We start from the raw sequence: 267 nt of genomic DNA, 5'->3' as shown, positions 1-267 counted from the left end.
CGATAGTCGTCGTCGGCCGCGCCGAGCGCGGCGAACACCGGCAGCAGATGCTCGTCGGTCGGATGCATGAGCGCCGCGTGCGGCGCCTGCCGGCGATAGTCGAGCAGCGCGTCGACATTGCGCGCGGCGAGGCGCGCCTCGAACCAGTCGGTGAATTCGGCGACGCGCGGGTCCGCATCCTCCGGCGCCGCGCCGAAATCCGCCGCGCGCAGGTTGTGCGTGATCTGGCCCGAGCCGATCACCATCACGCCTTCGTCGCGCAGCGGC

At 72.3% G+C, this 267-nt stretch carries 1 protein-coding gene; it reads right to left on the bottom strand.

The window, feature by feature from the left end:
* Positions 1 to 267 (bottom strand): DODA-type extradiol aromatic ring-opening family dioxygenase (locus R0J88_RS20650; RefSeq protein WP_410900975.1); only part of this gene is annotated, 267 nt, incomplete at both ends.

Origin of the sequence: Pseudoalteromonas sp. SIMBA_162 (assembly GCF_046535955.1) — a bacterium.
Lineage (GTDB): Bacteria > Pseudomonadota > Gammaproteobacteria > Enterobacterales > Alteromonadaceae > Pseudoalteromonas > Pseudoalteromonas marina.
This window is presented reverse-complemented; position numbering and strand designations above follow the sequence as displayed.